The sequence below is a fragment of the Soonwooa sp. genome, assembly GCF_032062245.1.
In the GTDB taxonomy this organism is placed as follows: domain Bacteria; phylum Bacteroidota; class Bacteroidia; order Flavobacteriales; family Weeksellaceae; genus Soonwooa.
Genome location: NZ_DAMBQF010000003.1, coordinates 28,909 through 44,575, shown reverse-complemented (window position 1 = coordinate 44,575; position 15,667 = coordinate 28,909). Strand labels below are relative to the sequence as shown.

Annotated in this window: 14 protein-coding genes; 6 read left to right on the top strand and 8 right to left on the bottom strand. The window is 34.5% G+C overall.

Going from position 1 to position 15,667, the window contains the following annotated elements:
- The first annotated feature begins 22 nt into the window (after nt 1-22).
- Nucleotides 23-307 (top strand): T9SS type A sorting domain-containing protein, encoded by a 285-nt coding sequence (locus RT037_RS02960; protein WP_313028243.1) that lies wholly within the window; start codon nt 23-25, stop codon nt 305-307.
- Between the two features lie 84 nt (nt 308-391).
- Here RT037_RS02960 and RT037_RS02955 read toward each other — a convergent pair whose 3' ends face one another.
- Nucleotides 392-1,108, bottom strand: a complete 717-nt coding sequence (locus tag RT037_RS02955) for a 3-ketoacyl-ACP reductase (RefSeq protein ID WP_313028048.1) — start codon at nt 1,106-1,108, stop codon at nt 392-394.
- Between the two features lie 306 nt (nt 1,109-1,414).
- Nucleotides 1,415-1,984 (bottom strand): glycerophosphodiester phosphodiesterase, encoded by a 570-nt coding sequence (locus tag RT037_RS02950; RefSeq protein WP_313028046.1) that lies wholly within the window; start codon nt 1,982-1,984, stop codon nt 1,415-1,417.
- A 435-nt stretch (nt 1,985-2,419) separates the two neighbouring features.
- Between RT037_RS02950 and ligA the strand changes: the two genes are divergently transcribed.
- Genes ligA through RT037_RS02935 form a run of 3 tightly spaced genes read left to right on the top strand, consistent with a single transcriptional unit; the run spans nt 2,420 to nt 6,900 of the window.
- Nucleotides 2,420-4,426, top strand: a complete 2,007-nt coding sequence (ligA, locus tag RT037_RS02945; protein WP_313028045.1) for an NAD-dependent DNA ligase LigA — start codon at nt 2,420-2,422, stop codon at nt 4,424-4,426.
- 9 nt (nt 4,427-4,435) lie between these two features.
- Nucleotides 4,436-4,861 carry a Fur family transcriptional regulator gene (locus tag RT037_RS02940; RefSeq protein WP_313028044.1) on the top strand — a complete coding sequence of 142 codons (426 nt, stop codon included), beginning with the start codon at nt 4,436-4,438 and terminating at the stop codon, nt 4,859-4,861.
- Between the two features lie 44 nt (nt 4,862-4,905).
- Nucleotides 4,906-6,900, top strand: a complete 1,995-nt coding sequence (locus RT037_RS02935) for a heavy metal translocating P-type ATPase (RefSeq protein ID WP_312324077.1) — start codon at nt 4,906-4,908, stop codon at nt 6,898-6,900.
- Nucleotides 6,901-6,971: 71 nt separating this feature from the next.
- Here the strand turns inward: RT037_RS02935 and RT037_RS02930 are convergent, their stop codons facing one another.
- Nucleotides 6,972-7,097 carry a hypothetical protein gene (locus tag RT037_RS02930; protein WP_312324082.1) on the bottom strand — a complete coding sequence of 42 codons (126 nt, stop codon included), beginning with the start codon at nt 7,095-7,097 and terminating at the stop codon, nt 6,972-6,974.
- Nucleotides 7,098-7,648: 551 nt separating this feature from the next.
- Between RT037_RS02930 and RT037_RS02925 the strand changes: the two genes are divergently transcribed.
- Nucleotides 7,649-8,293 carry an MgtC/SapB family protein gene (locus RT037_RS02925; protein WP_312324075.1) on the top strand — a complete coding sequence of 215 codons (645 nt, stop codon included), beginning with the start codon at nt 7,649-7,651 and terminating at the stop codon, nt 8,291-8,293.
- Nucleotides 8,294-8,360: 67 nt separating this feature from the next.
- Here RT037_RS02925 and RT037_RS02920 read toward each other — a convergent pair whose 3' ends face one another.
- The 5 genes from RT037_RS02920 to RT037_RS02900 form a co-directional block, all read right to left on the bottom strand.
- Entirely contained in the window at nt 8,361-9,941 is a 1,581-nt protein-coding gene (locus RT037_RS02920) for a DHA2 family efflux MFS transporter permease subunit (protein WP_313028042.1), read from the bottom strand.
- Nucleotides 9,942-9,949: 8 nt separating this feature from the next.
- On the bottom strand, nt 9,950-11,056 hold the full coding sequence (locus RT037_RS02915) for an HlyD family secretion protein (protein ID WP_312321502.1): 1,107 nt from the start codon (nt 11,054-11,056) through the stop codon (nt 9,950-9,952).
- A gap of 19 nt (nt 11,057-11,075) precedes the next feature.
- Nucleotides 11,076-12,377: a TolC family protein gene (locus RT037_RS02910; protein WP_313028040.1), complete on the bottom strand. Its 1,302-nt coding sequence runs from the start codon at nt 12,375-12,377 to the stop codon at nt 11,076-11,078.
- A complete protein-coding gene (locus tag RT037_RS02905) occupies nt 12,367-12,990 on the bottom strand; it encodes a TetR/AcrR family transcriptional regulator (RefSeq protein WP_313028039.1) in 624 nt (207 codons plus the stop codon). The genes RT037_RS02910 and RT037_RS02905 overlap by 11 nt, the downstream gene beginning before the upstream one ends.
- 101 nt (nt 12,991-13,091) lie before the next feature.
- Complete coding sequence (locus tag RT037_RS02900; RefSeq protein WP_313028241.1) at nt 13,092-14,216, bottom strand: DNA polymerase III subunit delta'; 1,125 nt, start codon at nt 14,214-14,216, stop codon at nt 13,092-13,094.
- 171 nt (nt 14,217-14,387) lie between these two features.
- On the opposite strand from RT037_RS02900, the gene RT037_RS02895 reads away from it, so the two are divergent.
- Nucleotides 14,388-15,665, top strand: a complete 1,278-nt coding sequence (locus RT037_RS02895; RefSeq protein WP_313028037.1) for a hypothetical protein — start codon at nt 14,388-14,390, stop codon at nt 15,663-15,665.
- Nucleotides 15,666-15,667: the final 2 nt, after the last annotated feature.

The following is a 15,667-nucleotide window of genomic DNA, read 5'->3' as shown; positions in this document are numbered from 1 at the left end:
AGATCAGGTTGAAGACTTCGAAATTCCTGCAGAATGTAAGTTAGCGACTAACGAAACTGCTTCTAAAACAGACATTAGCATCGATCCTAATCCTGCAAAAGATCAAGTTTTTATAAACACTAAAAATGCGAAAGGCAACCTAATTGTTAAAATTTATCACATGGTTGGTAACCTTGTTTCTGAAAGCAAAATCGTATCTGGATCTAACCAAAGTATCAACACTTCAAAATTTTCTAACGGTGTATATGTTGTTAAAGTAGAGGGATTTGGAATTGGCCAATCTCAAAAATTGATAATTAGAAAGTAGTATTTCGAATTATATTATTTAATTTTACAAACGGTAAAGCGCAACCAGATTTGGTTGCGCTTTTGTTTTATATTGTTATGAGAGTTACGGATTCGTTGAGAAAATAGAACCATTAGCAATCATTGCTCTGCGATTCATTTTTAAAATATCTCTAACCCATTCTGCAAAATCTTCTGGTTGAAGAACGGTTTCCGGATTTCCGTCTGTTAATCCACCTTGGATGCTCATATCAGATGCAATGGTACTCGGTGTTAAAGTGATTACGCGGATGTTATCTTTTCTCCATTCTGCCATCATCGACTGCGAAAGAGAAATCACCGCTGCTTTACTCGCCGCATAAGCTGACATTCCTGCTCCACCTTTCAAACCTGCTGTAGATGCCACATTCACGATATCACCTTGACCTTTTTCTTTCAAAAATGGATAAACAGCTTTCGAAGTGTAAAGCACCCCAAACAAATTCGTTTTCATTACTTGCTCCCAAATATCAGTTGACATATCATTGATTTTCCCAAAGTCGCCAATTCCAGCATTATTCACCAAAATATCGATGCTTCCTAAATCCGCAACCAAGGTTTTTATTCCGTTGTTTACTGCTGCTTCATCATCAATATTAAAAACTGAATAAGTCGCATTAACGCCTAAATTTTTCAGTTCTTCGACAGTATTTTTAAGATTTTCTTCGTTTCGTCCCGTAATTCCAATATTTACACCTTCATTAGCAAGTGCAGTGGCAACCGCCTTTCCTAATCCTCTTCCACCGCCAGTTACGATTGCATTTTTACCTTTTAAGCTCGCCATTCTTATATTTTTTATGATTAAACTTTACGTTTTACAAAGTTACAAAATAAAATTTCGTTTTATAAAGATTGTTTGTGAACTAATTGTTGAGATTATAATATCCTAAATTCACTATTCATTTTAAACGCAATGCAAAACAAAGAATTTTCTATTTCTTAGATAAACAAAGGCGTTACACTTATCTACGAAATATAAATTCGTTTTACTTAAAATAAACGAAGTGGCTTTGTTTATAAAAAAGATGTAGGCAAGAAACTTTGGTTAGCTTTGCGTTTAACTTTTTTATATTTACAACTAAATTTAATTTCATTCATTTACAAAAACATCAGGCGTATTAGTTGTAATAAAATCAATTCCAGCATTGGAAAGTTTTCTAAAAACGTCAACATCATTCACTGTCCAAGAATTGGATTTTAAATCTAAATATTTAGCGTTAGAAATCCAATCTAAGTTTTCTAAAAGTAGTTTGAAATCATATTCAAAACCATCTAAACCTGCTTCTTTCAATTCTTGTGGATTTAAATCACCATTCAAATAAAACACTACAAAATTTGGTTTTTCCTTTTTGATTTCTTTGCAAATATTCAAACTAAAAGAAATAAACTCAAATTGATTTTCTAAGTCATATTTTTGAATTAAATCCAAAGCTTTTTTCACCATTAAATCTTCTAATCCTTTGGTTTTGCAAGGTTTTAATTCTACTATTAACTTACAATTTGGTATTTTTTTTCCTTGAATCAAATAATCTTCCAATGTCGGAATATTTTCAGCATTTAAAAGTTTTAAATCTTTTAAATCCTCAAAATTAGCTTCGGCAATTTCAATATTATTAATCCATTCATCATGAAAAACAATAATTTCCGCATCTTTCGTCATTTGAACATCAAACTAAGAACCGTAAACTTGTAATTCGTGAGCATTTTTTAAAGCTTGAATCGAGTTTTCAGCCGTGTCTGGATTTGTTTTCCAAAATCCACGATCCGCAATTATTTGTGTTTTTTTCATGTCCTAAAATTTCATAACAAACAAAACTAATTTATTTTTCTTTACTGCAAAAGCATTAACGAAAATGACAAAAATAACGCTTTTCTTTACCGCAAAAGTTTCAAAATAAAATCGTAAAAAACTAATATGCTAAAGTTTTGTAAAACGCTTACACAAAGCTTTTTTGCACTTTTAAATTGCTAAAAACTTTTGAAACTTTTGCGGTTTAATAAAATCAAAGCGTCTTTTTGTTTATAAAATCAACAACGAGCATTTTCGCATTTTGGGGGCAAGTTTTATTATATTTGTTTTTACAATTTCAAAAAGATGTCCAACGATATTCAGAATAAAATAGAGGCTTTGCGCGAAGAGCTTCACCAGCACAATTACAATTATTACATTCTTGATGAGCCTAGTATTTCGGATTTCGAATTCGATGCTTTGCTTAAAGAATTACAAAATTTAGAAAAAAAATATCCCGAATTTGCGGATGCCAACTCTCCTACTTTACGTGTTGGCGGTGGTGTAACTAAGAATTTCCCGACGGTTCAACATCAATTCAGAATGTATTCTTTGGATAACTCTTATGATTTTGATGATTTGGAAGATTGGGAAAAGCGCATCATCAAAACCATTGAAGAACCTGTAGAATTTGTTGCAGAACTAAAATATGACGGTGCTTCGATTTCTATTTTATATGAAAATGGTCAACTTTCGCAAGCGGTTACGCGTGGCGACGGATTTCAAGGTGATGAAATCACGAATAACGTGAGAACGATTTCGGATATTCCTTTGAAATTAAATGGCGATTTCCCGAACCGATTTTTTATTCGAGGTGAAATTTATTTAACCCGAAAAAACTTTGATAAACTCAATAAAATTCGTGAGGAAGAAGGTCTCGATCCTTTTATGAATCCAAGAAATACTGCAAGTGGAAGTTTAAAAATGCAAGATTCAGCGGAAGTTAGAAAACGTGGACTTTCGGCGGTTTTATATCAATATATTGCGGAAGAATTTCCTGCGGAAACGCATTGGGATTTGCTTGCAAAAGCGAAAAATTGGGGTTTCAAAGTTTCGGAAGATCAAGCGAAATTGTGTACGACTTTGGAAGATGTCAAAAATTTCATTAATTATTGGGATACGGAACGTCACAATTTACCTTTTGAAATCGACGGAATTGTAATTAAAGTCAATTCTTTAAAACATCAACGACAATTGGGTTATACAGCGAAATCTCCGCGATGGGCGATGGCGTATAAATTCAAAGCCGAGAAAGTGGAAACCGAATTGCAAAGCATTTCTTACCAAGTTGGAAGAACGGGAGCTGTAACGCCAGTTGCTAATTTGAAACCTGTTTTGCTCGCTGGAACCATTGTTAAACGCGCTTCTTTACACAACGAAGACATTATTAAAAAACTTGATTTGCATGAAAACGATTTTGTTTATGTTGAAAAAGGAGGCGAAATTATCCCGAAAATTGTTGGCGTTAACACCGAAAAACGTACTGCAGAAAGTGAAGAAGTAAAATACATTACGAATTGCCCAGAATGTGGAACAGACTTGGTGAAAATCGAAGATCAAGCGATTCATTTTTGTCCAAACGATTTGCATTGTCCACCGCAAGTTGTCGGTAGAATGATACATTATGTTTCGCGAAAAGCTTTAAACATCGAGAATCTCGGTAGCGAAACCATCGAGCAATTGTACCGTGAAAAATTAATTGAAAACCCTGCAGATTTCTACACTTTGACCAAAGAACAATTGTTGCCGTTGGAAAGGATGGCGGAAAAATCGGCTCAAAATATCATCGATGGAATTGAAAAATCAAAGCAAATTCCGTTTGAAAAAGTCTTGTACGGAATTGGCATCAAGCATGTTGGTGAAACGGTTGCCAAAAAATTGGTAAAGAATTTTGCAACAATAGAAGATTTGAAAAATGCAACTGCTGAAGAATTAACTCAGGTTGAAGACATCGGTGGAAAAATCGCTGAAAGCATTGTAGAATTTTTTCAAAATCAGGAAAATCTTTTAATGATTGAACGTTTAAAAAACTATGGCGTTCAACTCGAAAAAGGCGAAAGCACCAACGAAGTTTTGAGTACCGTTTTAGAAAATAAAACCTTCCTTTTCACTGGGAAATTATCTTTATTTACAAGAGAACAAGCCGAAGAAATGGTAGAAAAGCATGGCGGAAAAAATATTTCTGCGGTTTCTAAAAATCTAAACTATTTGGTAGTTGGCGAAAAAGCTGGAAGTAAACTAAAAAAAGCCCAAGACATCGGAACGATTACCATTTTGGACGAGCAACAGTTTTTGGATTTGATAAATTCGTAATTTTAAGAAATGAAACTTCAAGAAATAGAAAAAATCCTCGAAAATAAAAACATTCCGATTACGCCGATGCGAAAATTGGTGTTGTCCGAGTTTTTGAAAACCAACCATTCTATTTCGTTGGCTGAGTTGGAAGAAACCTTGGAAACTGCCGACAGAAGCACGATTTACAGAACTTTAAAAACCTTCGAAAAAAAAGGTTTAATTCACAGCATTCAGGAAAATAATACCACGCAATATTTGTTTTGTCACGACCATTGCGACGAGGATAATCACCATGATTATCATTTGCATTTTTTCTGTACAGAATGCAAAAACACGGTTTGTTTAGAGAATATCAATTTTCAGAATATAGATTTTCCAAAAGATTATTTAATTAAAGAATTAAAATTTGTTGCGAATGGTGTTTGCAAAACATGTTTGTCAACAATGCAATAGTGTTGCACGCTCTTTGTTCCTAAATTTGCTCTCAAAAAAAAATTATGGAACATTGCTGCTCAACGGACAATCGTCCTAAAAATAAACCTCAAAACCAATATTCTCACGAACATCATCACGATGATAATCATGAGCATGGACATTCGCATGATCATGACCACGATTCCGACAAATCTACTTTTCAGCTATTTTTGCCTGCGATTATTTCATTGGTGTTATTGCTTGGGGGTTTAGGATTAGATTTTCTTGTAAAACCAGATTGGTTTTCGGGTTGGATTCGGTTGGTTTTTTACTTAATAGCCTATATTCCTGTTGGTTTTCCTGTGATTAAAGAAGCCATAGAAAGCATTAGGTATGGTGATTTTTTCTCTGAATTTTTCTTGATGTCAATTGCGACAATTGGCGCTTTTGCGATCGGTGAATATCCAGAAGGTGTTGCCGTGATGCTGTTTTATGCGGTTGGTGAAGCTTTCCAAGGAATGGCGGTTTCTAGAGCGAAATTAAATATCAAAACTTTACTCGACCAAAGACCTGATGAAGTTACAATTTTAGAAAATTCAAAACCAAAAGTGATTAAAGCTGAAGAAGCAAAAATTGGTCAAATTATTCAGTTAAAACCTGGCGAAAAGTTAGCTTTGGATGGCGAATTATTGTCTGAGAACGGATCTTTTAACACCGCAGCTTTAACGGGAGAAAGTAAACCCGATGGCAAGCAAAAAGGCGACGCTGTTTATGCTGGAATGATTAATTTGAATTCGGTTTCTGAGGTTGTTATTAAAACAGAATTTAAAGATTCTAAACTTTCCAAAATTTTGGAAATGGTGCAAAATGCAACTTCTCAAAAAGCAAAAACAGAACTTTTCATCCGAAAATTTGCGAAAATTTATACGCCGATTGTTACGTTTTTGGCTTTGGGAATTTTTCTACTTCCCTACTTTTTTGTGGAAACTTACGATTACAAAGATTGGTTGTACAGAGCTTGTATTTTCTTGGTAGTTTCGTGTCCGTGTGCTTTGGTTATCAGTATTCCGTTGGGGTATTTTGGTGGAATTGGAGCTGGAAGTAAAAACGGAATTTTGTTTAAAGGAAGTAGTTTTATTGATATTTTATCAGACATTAAAAATATGGTGATGGACAAAACGGGAACGCTTACAGAAGGTGTTTTCCAAGTGAAAGATGTTAATATTTCCGCTGAGTTTAATAAAGATGAAATTTTAAAATTCTTAAACTTTATCGAAAGCAAATCTACGCATCCTATTGCAACCGCGGTTCATGAATATGTTGGTGAAATCGACCATAATTTAAAAATGGAAAACATCGAAGAGATTGCTGGTCACGGTTTGAAAGGAAAAATCGATGGAAAAGATTTTCTTGCAGGAAATTTTAAACTAATGGACAAATTTGGAATTCAGTACAATGTTGATCATTCTCAATTTGTAGAAACCTTGATTGCCATTGCGTTGGATGGAAAATTTGCGGGATATATCACAATTTCAGATAAAATAAAAGAAGATGCTGCAAAAACGATTTCTGAACTTAAAAGTTTAGGCATCAAAACAACGATGTTGAGTGGCGATAAATCTGCGGTTGTAAAATCTGTTTCCGAAAAACTCTCTATTGATAACGCTTTTGGCGATTTTTTGCCCGAAGATAAAGTCAATAAAGTGAAAGAAATAAAATCACGTGGCGAAAGTGTAGCATTTGTTGGCGATGGTGTTAATGACGCTCCAGTTGTGGCTTTGAGTGATGTCGGGATTGCTATGGGCGGTTTGGGAAGTGATGCAACGATAGAAACTGCCGATGTGGTGATTCAGGATGATAAACCTTCCAAAATTCCTATGGCAGTAAGAATTGGAAAAGAAACTAAGAAAATTGTCTGGCAAAATATTATTCTTGCTTTTGCAGTTAAAGCTGTGGTTTTAATTCTTGGCGCAGGTGGAATTGCAACGATGTGGGAAGCGGTTTTTGCTGATGTTGGCGTGGCTCTTTTAGCGATTTTGAATGCTGTGAGAATTCAGAATATGAAGTTTAATGTTTAAACCAAATTATTTTTAAAAGTTAAAATTTAATATTAAAAAAAGTCGGTTAGTTTGCTATCCGACTTTTTATTTTAGTAATAATTTACTTTACTTAATTCTTTTTCGTCAATTGGTGCCTCATTAAGATAACGTTCTAAACTATCATTCATCTCCTTCATCCAAGGTGTATGATGTATAAGTGTAATCCCACATCCCAATTGTCTTGCTTTTCATAACATTTAATTTCTGGGATGGGATTACCTTTTTTCTGTTCTGATTCAAATGCTCTTAACATGGCTAGTCCACTAGGACCTGCCCCAGTAATTCCAACTTTAAAATTTGTCATATATATGTAAATTATTCCTTTCGCTATTAAACGAAAAGAGGATTAAACTTCCGATAAAATGAATCACTGATTGATTCTAGATACTACTTAAAAGAAGTAGTTTTTCTGCGTAATTTTTTGATAGAATATCTATGCGTTCCAAAAAAAGAGAGACTTCTTATATTAAAGAAATCATAGCGTACACTTGTTAAAGTAGTTCAATATAAGGAAAATTTACCGTAGAGGCAAATCCAGGCAGTCTTTTATGAATGCTTTATTAAAAGCAGACGTATAAATAATATTAGATTTTTTAATTTTTAAATCGAAATCATCTTCTTCTAGCAAGAGTTGATGGAGGTATTAAATTAACTTAAAAAAAAAATAATCCATTAAAAAAACATTGAATATTAGATAAAAGAAACTAATTTTATTAAAATAATTTTTATGGAAGAGTTTATTAATTTAAAAACCGAAAATGAAATTATTCTAATCAGCATTTCTCTTATTGTAGGAATGATAATTGGAGCCGAGCGAGAATATTACAATAAATCTGCAGGTCTTAGAACTTTTGTTCTAGTGAGTTTTGGGTCTTGTATTTTTACTATTCTGTCTGCAAAAATGGGTATGAATTCGGACGATAGAATTGCCGCTAACATCATTACTGGTATAGGCTTTATTGGTGGTGGAGTAATTTTTAAAGATGAAAACAGAATAAGTGGAATTACAACTGCAACCACCATTTGGGCAACAGCTTCCCTTGGAATGGCAGTTGGTACTGGCTACATCTATTTGGGGTTATTCGGGATGGTGCTCGTTATTTTGATTCTAAATTCTTTGACTTACATACAAAGTCTTATCGATATGCATCATAAAATAAGAAACTATCACATTATTACCTCTTCTTATAGTGAGCTAAACTATTGTAAAGAATTATTCGGAAAATATAATTTGAAATACGAAATAATTGGTGAAAATCATCGCGAAAATAATATAGATATTGAATGGCGAATCGTTGGTAAAAATGAAAACCACAAAAAACTGGTTCAAGAAATAAGAGAAAATTCTAGAATAATTGAATTTGAATATTAAATAAAAAAACCAGCATTTTAGAAATCAAAATGCTGGTTTTATATCAAAAAGAATTGTTTACAAAATTTTAATGCATTGCTTCGCTAAGGTCGATTTTTTCGCCACCTTTTTTATTTCTAACCAATAACACAAACGGAATACAAACCAAGAATGCAAGACCTAAATACAAGAACACGTCCATATAAGATAAAACAGTTGCTTGTTTGGTCACCGAAAAATCAAGAATTTTATAAGCAGATTGTAAGGCCACATCTGGCGACATACCTTTTGCCATAAAACTGGCATTTAATCCTGCAATTCTTTGTTGCACATCCAAATCGTTGACGTCAAGTTTTTCTACTAAATTACTTCGATATTGCATACTTCTATTGGCGATAAAAGTTGTAATTGCTGCAATTCCAAAAGATCCGCCCAGCTGTCGCATCATCCCAGTAAATGCTGCGCCTTGTCCGATTTCGGGACCTTTCAAAGTACTTAGTGACAAAGATGTAATTGGGATAAATAGTAATCCTAGACCACAACCACGAACAATCAACATCCAGAAAAATGCGTCTTTTCCTGTGTCTGGCGTCAAAATCTTGTAACCCCAAAAACTATAAACGAAAAATATAAATAAACCTAAAGCTACCAAAATCTGTTGCTTGGCTCCTTTCGTTAAAAGTCGTCCAATAATTGGCATCATAAAAGCTGTGGTCAATGCAGCAGGAATCATCAATGCGCCAGATTGCAAGGCCGTCCAACCCAAAATACTTTGTGTATAAAGTGGAACTATAAAAGTTGATCCATATAATCCGAATCCTAAAATAAAGGACATAATGGTCCCAACACGAAGGTTTCCGTTTTTAAGGACTCGAAGCTCTACAATTGGATATTTAAAAGTTAATTCTCTCCAAATAAACAATATAAAACCAATACCAGCTGTCAATGTACAATAGACAATCGCTCTACTTTCGAACCAGTCGTCCTCATGTCCTCTTTCCAAAATATATTGCAATGAGCCAACAAAAGCTGCGAGAAGTCCAATCCCAAGCCAGTCGACGTCAGACGCTTTCCGCTTTTCGGCAAATCTTGGACTTTTAACAAACTGAATTGTCAGTAATGTCGCAATAATCCCCAACGGAATATTAATATAAAAAATATAAGGCCAACTGTAATTATCAACGATATAGCCTCCAAGTGGCGGTCCTAAAGTTGGGCCAATAATAACTCCAAGTCCATAAATGGCTTGTGCCATACTTCGTTTTTCGATGGGATAAGATTCGGTGATAATGGTTTGCGAAGTCACCAATAAGGCACCGCCGCCAATTCCTTGACAAAGTCTGAAGAATACCAATTCCCAAATATTGGTCGCGTTACCACATAAAAATGAAAATATGGTAAAAATAACAATCGAAGCCGCGAAATAATTTCGGCGTCCAAACTGTTGAGACAACCAGCTCGTCATTGGTACAATAATTACGTTACCAATAGCATAAGCTGTAATTACCCAACCAACTTCGGACAAAGTTGCACCGAGATTTCCTTTCATCTCGTTAAGTGCAACGTTGACAATCGTTGAATCTACGATTTCTAAAAGTGCACAGATAATCGCCGTAATGGTGATAATCGCACGTCGGAAACCATATTCTACTAAAGAATCATCTTGCATTGTAGTGTTTAGCTTTTTAATGAAACGCTAACTTTAACATTCATCCCAGCACGTAGTTTTTCCAAAACTTTTGGATCTGCATGATCAAATGTGATTTTAACTGGTAGACGTTGAACCACTTTCACAAAGTTACCACTCGCATTATCAGGAGGAAGTAATGAAAACGTCGAACCTGTCGCTGGCGAAAAAGAACTAATTACCCCGTGGAATTCTTGATCCGGAAAAGCATCGATTTCTATATTAACTTTTTGACCTTCCACCATTTTAGAAAGTTGTGTTTCTTTAAAGTTGGCGATTACCCATTTATCATTTTTATTAACTAAACTAAAAATCTGAGATCCAGCTTGTAAGAATTGTCCTTTTTGTGTTGGTACTTTTGATACAAAACCATCTTCTGGAGCAAGAATCACGGTGTATGACAAATTAAGTTTTGCATTTTCTACATCAACTTGTCTTTGTTTAACAACAGAATTTGCGATACCAATTTGCTCAGACGTCGCCATCGATTGAGAGTTAACACTTCCTGTCTGTTGCGTTGCCTGGTTTCTTTGTTCAACTAAAACTTGTAATTGTCTATCAGCAGTTTGTTTCGCTGCTAAAGCTTGTTCATATTGTTGTTGCGTAATCGAATGATCTTTAACCAACGTTGTGTAACGTTTTAGATCTTGATCGGTTTTCCAAACATTAACTTTTGCTGCTTCAATTTGTGCGTTCGCTGTTGCAATCGCCGCTCTCGACGTGTTAACATTCTGTAATGCCGCATTAGCACCAGCTTGCGCGCTACTTACATTGCTAGATGCAGTTCCTAGTGCAGCTAGTGCTTGTTCCAAAATCATTTTTTGGTCGCGATTATCCAAAACGACAAGCGTATCGCCTTTTTTCACAAACTGATTATCTTTAACCTTAATTTCTGCAACGTAACCAGAAATTTTAGAAATAACAGGCGTTACATCTGCAGCAATTTGCGCATCGTCTGTCTCCTCATGCACTTGTGAATACTGATATTCTTTAAGTCCGTAATAACCACCACCAAGAATAACCGCTGCCATAACGATGAATTTAATGGGACTTTTCTTTTTAGGCGTTTCTATTGTTGTATTGTTTGTATCTGACATTGTGTTAAGTATAGTTTTATTAATAGTTTCCTGTTGTTTGTAATAATTTTTTGTGTGCTAAAGTCGCATCTGCTTTAGAATTGATAAGGTTAACTTGCGCCGCTAATTTTGCAGTATCCGCATCTAGCAATTCGGTCATTGTTGCTAAACCATTATCGAATTTATTTTTAGTAATTCTAAAATTTTCGTTGGCTTGTTCGACCGCTCTTTGATAAACATCGATTTTTCTGTAAGCCAGTTTTTCGTTCTGAATATCTTTTTTAACATCCAAAGTGATGTGGTCATTTAACAATTCAGAAGAAGCCTCCAATTGTTTTTCAAAAGCTAAAGATTTACCCAAACTCGAATTCTTTTTCCAAATATTTGCTAAATTATATTGTACGCCTACACCGAAATTAACAGCATTGGTCACTGTCAAAACCTTCGGAATGTCCGCTGCGACGTAACCACCTGTTAAAGCAATTGTCGGAAGATTCTCGGCTTTTGCAGCTTTGGTACCGAGCATTGCAGCTTTTTGTTGATATTCTAAAGCTTGCTTGTCTTTTCTATTTTTAAAGGCTTCCGTCAAATAATAATTGTCGTCTTGCAAGTTTTGATCTTCGATATAATTAGGATCAATCTCGATTTCTGTATTATCTGCCAAACCTAACAACAAATCCATATTGATATTTGCAATGTCGTAATTGTTGTGAGCTTCCAATAACTGAACTTCGATATTAGAAGTTTGTAATTGCGCTTTCAAACGATCATTACGAGCAATAACACCGTTGTCTTCAAGTTTAATAAAAGATTGGTCACGCTTTTCGGATGCCGAAAGACTTTCTTCCAAAAGTTTAATCGCTTGCGACGCTTTAAACATGTTATTGTAAGCTTGTGCCACATTATAAGCCACCGAAATTTTATCGTTTTCCGAACTTAATTTTGAAGCTTCTACTAAATATTTTGCGGACTCAATACCATATTTAATTCGACCACCAGAAAAAATTGGATACGACAAATTTGCAGAACCAAACATCACCTGATTAACCTCTGGACCTGCACCACCGCCCATACCAGGAAGTTTGATAGTAACATTCGGCTTTATCGGCATATACATATAAGTCCCAGAAATTTTAAGATCGGGAAGTTGTCGATTTTTAGCCTCGAGAAGATTAGCTGTCGCTTCTTCAATTTTTGCTTCGTCGATTTTAAGACTTTTACTATTCTTAATGCCAAGATCGATGGCTTCGGAAAGTGTTAAATTCTTTTTTGTCTGTGCTTGAAAAAAAATATTACTACTGATGAGTAGTAATATTCCTAAATTAATTCCTTTATTTTTCATTATAACCTAACAGGTATTTTAATACGTTTTTTAAATGTTCGCTTAGTCCTTCGTAGTATACAGCTTCGAAGTTGGCATCGTTTTGAGCACCAGCAAATTCTTTATACATAGGTGTTGCGTTAACGCCAGCAAATAAAGTCCCTGCAATTGTTGAGTGAACATATTCTACTTTTGGAAGTTTTGTGAAAACGCCATTATCGTAACCAGACTTTATTAATTTGGAATAAAACTCTAAAAAATTCATTTTAGACGTTTTTAAAAAATCGATGATGAAAGCGGTTTTGTTACTTAATTGTTCACGTTGCATAATCCTGTAAAAAGCACGTAGACGAACCACTCTATTACAAAATTGGTCAATAAGAAGTTCGAATTTTTCCCATTCGTTAAGATTGGGTTTAGAAATAATATCTTTTCCGAAACTCACACTTTCGTTCATTCTGTATTCGAAAATGCGTTCGTAAAGTTTTTCTTTAGAACCAAAATAATACGAAATCATTGAAATATTTACATTCGCTTCCTTACAAATTTCGCGTGTGGAAGTACTGCCAAAGCCATTTTTAGCAAAAAGCCTTTCGGCGGCAAAAAGAATATTTTCTTCCTTAGAGATTTCCATTCACATTAATTTTGCTGCAAATGTAAATTATTTTTAAATAAAATCAAACGATTGATTGAATAAATTTTTATTAAATAAAAATTAAAATTTTTGCGAAAAGCTTAAACAGCCTTTTTATGAATGTGTCGTGTCAATTTGATGCCCATATCAGTCAAAACAACTTTGGCGTTAGCATTACGAGAAATATGATAACTGGCATCCGTCAACTCATCAAGAATCGCTTCGATATTGGCTCCGCTGATATAAGTCGAAAAAGCATCCCAACCAAAACCATTGCTATCCAACTTTCTATATACAAGATTTGAACTCGCATAATTTTGCAACAATGCCAAACGGAAAGTCTCTGTACAGAATTCTAAAAAACGAATTTGTTTATCACGATTCCAAGTGCTAATCTCATGTGACCAACGGATGATGGCACGCAAAACTTCAGGTTTCTTTTTCGCCATAAAAGCATTACGAACCCATTGTATAAACAAAGTTTCGAACTCGTTAGATGATGATCCTGTTTCTAATATCTTTTGGGCGTCATTTAGATTTCCTCGAGCTTGTCCAACTGCAGCATCAATTTGTGATGCATCAGCATCTGGAAATTTTGAAGAAAGATAAGTTTTTATGTCCGTATCATCAATTCTTGGGACTTCAACAATTTGACAACGAGAAAGTATCGTCGGCAGAATATTATCAATTTTTTCCGAACATAATATAATGTAAGTCTTCTTTGGCGGCTCTTCTAAGAATTTCAGAATTTTGTTAGCCGCTTCTTCATTCATTTTTTCAGCACGCCAAATGATGAGAATTTTGCTACCGCCTTCAAAACTTTTTAGTGCAAAATTAGCATGCATATCTTCGGCTTCTTGTGCCGAAATAAAGAATTGTTTCTTTTCTGAATCTAGATAATTGGTCCAGTCGTCAAAACTAGAATACGGATTTTTGAGAATCATCTCACGCCATTCTATAAAATAACGCTTACTAAGCGAAATATTTTTCTCAGTAAAAATTGGAAAACTAAAATGTAAATCGAGATGGTTAAGATGTTCTACTTTTTGAGCTGCAGTTGCATTTTCACGAGACAAAATCTCTTGAGAAAAAGCCAAAGCCATTGCCAATGTACCGTAACCTTCTTCACCAACAAAAAGCTGTGCGTGTCCTACTCGATTATCGTCAATACTGGATAAAAGAAGATTTTTCAGTTTTTGTTGCCCGATTATGTTTTCCCATTTCATGTCAACAAATATAAAGAAATAAGTTTGAGGATTTGTATTGTTTAAGTTTAATAAAAATCTAAAAGGAACGTCAATTATTGTAGTATTCATCTACTTAACAAACTTTAACGCCAAATAAATTTTTGAGATTCATTATTAATTAAGATATTTGCGGTTTGATAATAATAACGGATGAAAAAGACTTTTGTCGTATCATTACTTACAGCGGGAATCTATCTAAACGCACAAAGCGTGGGTAATTCTCCATATGCAGCCTACGGAATTGGTGATGTAAAGTATGATAACACTGTGGAAATAAATTCAATGGGAGGCGTTTCTACTGCATATATTTGGGATTTTAATAATAGTTTTAACTTTAGAAACCCAGCAGCTAATACCAACCTAGAATTAGCAACCATTAAAGTTGAAGGAACCAACGAAAATAACTTTTACAAAACCGACTATAATAATACAAGTGTAACAAAACACTCTAATTATTTGTCAAATATTGCTATTGCAATGCCCCTTAGCAAGAAGGTTAAATTCGGATTAGGCTTTCAACCTTATAGCTCTAAGCAATACGAAATACTTCGTACATCGACTAACGCAGACACCGGAACTATCGAAGGGCACAAATACACAGGAAAAGGTACTCTTAACACGATACAAGCAGCGCTTGGTTATCAGATTACACCAAGTTTTGCTTTAGGTATTAGAACAAATTTCTATTTCGGAAAACTTTACGATCTTGAAGAAGTAACTTTCTCTGACGCAGAATTGTTAAGCGGTTACGAAAATAGCAACAAGATTAAATCTTTCAACTTTACGCTTGGTACAACCTACCAAAAGAAATTCATTAACGATCACAAGTTGACTGTTGGTGCAACTTATACTTTTGGTACGACTGGTCAAATGGAAAGTACATACACCAATAGCACATATTACAAAGGTGTTGGCGATGTTAAAGGTTACGAAACGATTATCGATCAATTAGAAACTAAAGATAAAAAATTCTTACCTCAAGAATTTTCAATTGGTCTTGGTTATGGTCATGAGACAAAATGGTTTGTTGGGACGCAGTTAGACTACAAAAATGGAGAAAACTTCAACTTTTTGGGACAAACTTTAGCATATCAAAATTCTTATAAAATTTCTGCTGGAGGTTGGATTCTTCCTAACTACAACAACTTTAGAAATTACTTCTCTCGTGTTACCTATCGTTACGGGGCTTATTATCAAAAAGGAGCACTTAACCTAGCTGGACAAAACATCAATAGATTTGCAGTAACTGGAGGTGTTACGTTACCATTCCAAAAAAGTAGTGTAACAAGAATGAACTCTGTTGATCTTGGTTTAGAAATCGGAAAAACAGGTACACTTACCAACAATCTTATTCAACAGAACTTTATCAACTTACGCATAGGTATTAACTTTGCCGATAAGTGGTTTGCAAAAAGACTTTACAACTAGAA